Source organism: Pseudoalteromonas sp. SG41-2, assembly GCF_014164535.1.
Classification (GTDB): domain Bacteria; phylum Pseudomonadota; class Gammaproteobacteria; order Enterobacterales; family Alteromonadaceae; genus Pseudoalteromonas; species Pseudoalteromonas rhizosphaerae.
On record NZ_JACJFK010000060.1, the window covers coordinates 1 to 4,891 of the forward strand.

3 protein-coding genes and 1 pseudogene are annotated in these 4,891 nt (G+C 39.1%); all 4 read left to right on the forward strand.

Annotation, left to right across the window (positions count from 1 at the left end):
- On the forward strand, window positions 1–534 hold a 534-nt coding region (locus H5186_RS22100; RefSeq protein WP_259400401.1), incomplete at its 5' end, for a peptidoglycan-binding protein.
- Window positions 535–547: 13 nt separating this feature from the next.
- Window positions 548–3,616 (forward strand): toxin VasX, encoded by a 3,069-nt coding sequence (locus H5186_RS22105; RefSeq protein ID WP_182795004.1) that lies wholly within the window; start codon window positions 548–550, stop codon window positions 3,614–3,616.
- 14 nt (window positions 3,617–3,630) lie between these two features.
- The gene (locus H5186_RS22110) at window positions 3,631–4,656 is read left to right on the forward strand and encodes a hypothetical protein (protein WP_182795005.1); all 1,026 of its coding nucleotides are present in this window, start codon (window positions 3,631–3,633) and stop codon (window positions 4,654–4,656) included.
- A gap of 29 nt (window positions 4,657–4,685) precedes the next feature.
- Window positions 4,686–4,891, forward strand: a pseudogene (locus H5186_RS22115) (DUF2235 domain-containing protein); the annotation flags it as partial.

Consider the following 4,891-nt stretch of genomic DNA (forward strand, 5'->3'; position numbering starts at 1 on the left):
CCTGATCCAAACTTAATTTACCCGGGCGATAAAATTACTATTCCGCCAAAAAAAGAAAAGTTTATACCGCTGCGCGCCAATAGCCTAAATACGTTTGTTGTACAAAACGAAAAAGAATATTTTCGTTTGCAAATAATTCATGAAGATGGTGATGATATTACCGGTAAACGCATTGTACTCAACATTGGCAATCAAACAATCGATACCGTATTGCAAAGTGATGGGCTTATCGAAGTAGAGCTTAATAATAACGACGCCCTTACTGGCAACGTCGATTTATATTTAAAAGCAGGCGACACCACACCAACTAAAAGCTTTGCAGTACAAATAGGTAATCTAGACCCAATCGATACACTTTCAGGCGTGCAGGGACGTTGTAATTTACTGGGCTTTGATTGCGGTAAGGTAGATGGAATTAATGGCGCAAAAACTAAAGCAGGTGTTAAGGGGTTTCAATTTGTGCATGGCTTAGAGGTTGACGCAATAGCAGGGGAAAAAACAAAAGCTAAGTTAAAGCAAGTTTATGGATCTTAATCTAAGGAATAGAATGAATACAGCAAATAATGCCTTACCTATGGCGGTTAATAGCATCAATAAAGTGATAGTTGATACTGAAGTGACACCTATTTACCCCGTGAGATATGCCTATGCCAATTTCTTTGAAGAAACATTACATGAAAATGCGCTACCCACAGATTTAAATACGTTATTACATGCAAGAACGATTAAAGATGGGCAGGGTTATATTATTCGTTTACTGCGTGAGGGGTGGGTTTATCTATTTGATGAAGATAATCCTGCAACAGATTTACTGCATATTTTTAAATATGAAAAACGCAAAAGTGATAAAGGCATAGCGACAGAACATTTTGTTAAGTACAAATTTAAAAATGGTGTCGATGCTTCTCAAGGTATCGAAGTGGATACACATAAAAAGTGTAAGCTTTCTGATGATGGTAGCTATGGTTTTGTATTTGCCAGTAGAGAAGTAAAAAAAGTCTCTATTGTTTATACCGAGCATGAATTAGCAAAGGAAGTACTCGATAAGTTGCAAAGTCAGCAAAGCTTCCGTCGGGAATGCATGCAGTTAATTGACCTTCAAAAAGAAGACGGGCAGGACTTTGTTCCAGCAACAGAAACCAATTTGTGGAAGCTTGTTGAAGATTACAGAGAGCGCAAAGAGCGTTTTTTAAAGTTTCAAGCAAGTACAGAGGCTGATCAAAATGAAATTAGTTTAGATGTACTAACTACGGATGACTCCTACGAGCTTGATGCAAGTTACATTTCCTTACTTATCAATCACACATTGAGGTTTTCTAAAAAATCTAAAATTGTTGCGTTATTTGACCCTGTTGGGCGACAAAAAGATATTGCACTTGCCCATGCTCAGCTGTGTATTTTACAGCAAGCCGAATCCGCTCAAAACATTTATCCTTATACAATAGGCGCGTTTGTACAAGCGCTTCGTAGTAGTAAAGACGAAGTCATTAAAGAAGCCTTAGCAGAAAACATCAACTGGCAAGAGCATGGCCGCTATTGGCAAGCAATGGATAAGCGTCAGCGTACATACTTAGCACGCCAGCAAGAGTTCGTCGATTTGTATAGCGCATTTATGGAAGCTGCGCCGCATCAAAATCAAGTGGGGAGTTTAAATACCTACCTACAAAGTTTTTTTGCAGAGCCCAAAAAAGATGCTGCTCAGGAAAGTGAATTTGTTAAGGTGTGCGATATCTACACTGATATTTTTGCCGGAATGTTAGCATCAGCACCCGGGAATAAAGCCTTTGAGCAGTTGTTTATTGAAGGAGCTGAACAAGCCGAAAACAATGGTAATACATCACCAATCGCCATATTTTGGCATTACTTTTTAAGGCCAATTGTTACGCAACCGCAAAAGGGCACTGACTTTACTGCAAACACCTTAAGAGCACTAGATAGACTGATGGTGACGATAGCCCCGGTTATCTCTAAGTTATATTCACCTACAAAGGTGAGTTTGGACTACGCAAAAAAACTATTTGGTGTAAGTGCTGGGGCAGGGATTAACTATATCGCCAACAAAGTAGTCCCCGCTATCTTAAACGCATATGGCATACAAATACTCGATAAAACAGTTTCTCTCACCGAGTCACAGCTAGAGAAACTGCTTAACCAAGTCATCAATGACTCAAACTTAAACCACACCTTACATGTAACTAATCCGCAGACAGCAGAGCGTTATGTAGGTAGTGCTGAGCGCAAAATCAAGCTAGGGCAAGCGGCATTTGACTGGGTTGAAGGCGTAAAAGACGCTAAACTCCCCACGCTGATTACCTTATCAGAAATTCAGGTTGATGCTCGTCATTACAATAATTATGAGTTTGTGCATAGCCCTTACAGCGAAGCGAGTAAAATTGCGCTTTTAGTAGATGGCAGCTTTGCTGGTTTAAGTGCCTTTTTTAATCTTTCAGCAATTAATGACCTAATCCACCAAAATCGATTTGATATAACAAACCCACTCAAAAACCGCTCAACATTTCAATCTGTGATGACATGGACGAGTGTGCTCTCAGCGCTAACGGTTGATATCGCTACCATAGGAAGTGACACACTAAAACTAGGTGTTAAGGTGCAGCCTAAGTTGTTACAACCTCAAGCAATGCAAAAGTTATCATCGCAGGCAACACATTTAAGTAAATCACTAAGTGAGTTTGTTACGGGTAAAGTGGCTGCTCGGCTTATTTTTGTAGCGAATGTAGCGGGCGCTGTTAGTTCTGCAATAAGTGCAATTAATGCTTTCGATGTTGGTAGTGACGAAGAAGCCTATGGGCACTTAATTACCATGGCAGGCTCGGCTGCACTAGCAGCACAGGTGATGTTTTTTGGCTCCAGTGCGCTTTATGCTAGCGCTGCTTCAGCTGCTACAATCGGTGGCGCGCCTGTCAGCATATTATTGCTCATAGGCGGTTTAATCGCTATAGGTGCAGGTATTACCATAACATTTTTGTTCGGTAAAAATGATTTAGAACTATTACTAGCAAATTGCTTTTGGGGGAGTGGGAGTAAATATGCGTTCTGGATAACTGAAGATGAAAGACCATCTATGAATGATAGACTCAAAGAAGCTTCTACTATATATAAAGAACAAAGAGTCTCGAGCGCTTATCAAGTTGAGCTGCAAGAATTTGAGAATATATTTAATCGTCCATCATTAACATTTGAATATAAAGACGGTAAGTCTGACTATCATTTTGCTTTGCCTAATTTTAGACTAGGTATTTCACAACTTCACTTTGAAGTAAGAGTTAATAAAAAAGTCTTGTCAGATGGCATCATCAAACCAAACACTCTCAGTAATAGCATTAGCGACTTTAGCCCATACGTAACCGTACGTGAGGTTGACTTACCATTAACCCAAAGCTTAAAACAACAGTTAAATGCCATAAAACATACCTTTAACTCAGGACTTGCACAATTTACTTTAACTCTTGAACATGAAAAGGATGTTTTTTTATATTGGTATTATGAGCCATCACCAGGAGTTGTTGTACCAAAACGTTATTTGGTTGAAAACGCACTTCTTAATAATGAAATAATAGGCATGCTTGATGATGATTTTATGCCTGAAACACATTAATAAAAGAGATTTTTATGGCTTTGATTAAACACCATTACCCAATACCTTTAGCAAATAAGTTGAAAGCACTACTTAGCTTTCAACTCACTAAAGAGGCACCGCCGCCAACACCGATAGTGTATGTAGATGAACATGCTTGTAAGCTTAGTAATAATTCAATGAAAGCCCGTAATATGGGACTGATCCCATTGTTATTAATGATTTTATTTACTGTATATTTAAATATCGATGACTTCTGTATTGGTTGGGAGAAAAAGGAGAAGTCGACACAACACAAAATTAAATTTTATAAACGTGAATATGGCGAAAATTACTTTTTATCTCCACGAGTTCACCCTATAGATAAGCGAAATTACGAGATGTTAGATGAAAATGGAGACCTATCATTAAGTAATTATATGCATTATCGTTATTATACAACTGCCAAGGTTGGCGGTACTTATCGCCTTAAAAAAGACATTTCACTTTTAGTTTTTTATGCTGTTACTATTCCACTTTTGTTGTTTTTTATTATTCGTTTTAAACGTCAAGCACCGATGGTGTTTGATCGTGATAAACAAATTGTCTACCTCTGGTACAAAGGCAAGGTACGCGCCCAGCACTTTCAAGATTTACGGGTTTATGAAGACTTTCAAATGATGCGTATCCAGACACGTGGTTTTGATAAACACAACAACATGCAATGGGCTAATTTTATGGTACAACCGCGCCACAACCCTTATTACAACGGCAGTGATGCGTACGAGCCGGTATTGGCATTTATATGTCAATTTATGGAGTATGGCCGCGAGCATGTAATGCCGCAGCATGAACAGTGGCAAACCGATGACAAACCCTTTGCATTTTTTGATGATGAAAAACCAAAAGACTTTGAGCAGCAGCTTAATGCGATATTAACGCATTTATCAGAGAATGATACAGATATCCCGCTTGATAAAGACAATTTACCGTTATCTACAGGGATGGATATGAGCATGAGTATGCGTTTAAGTAGGGCCCAGAGTAGAGAAAGTAATAAGGATGTGGACAACAGTGAATAAAGGAATTGTTGAGATAAAGGCGCTAAGGAGTGCCACTACAAAGCTTAACGGAACTTGCTAACCGCAAACAAGCTGACGGCCAAGCTATACCTTATATTTTACCTAGCGAGCTTAAAACACTGGTTGATAGCGCCCGCAGCTTTGGCCCACAAAGTGATGCCTGGCAGGCTTTATATAAAGATTACATCCACCACAGTGTTAAATATTCAGCAACGATTGATGCGATTGCTCATGG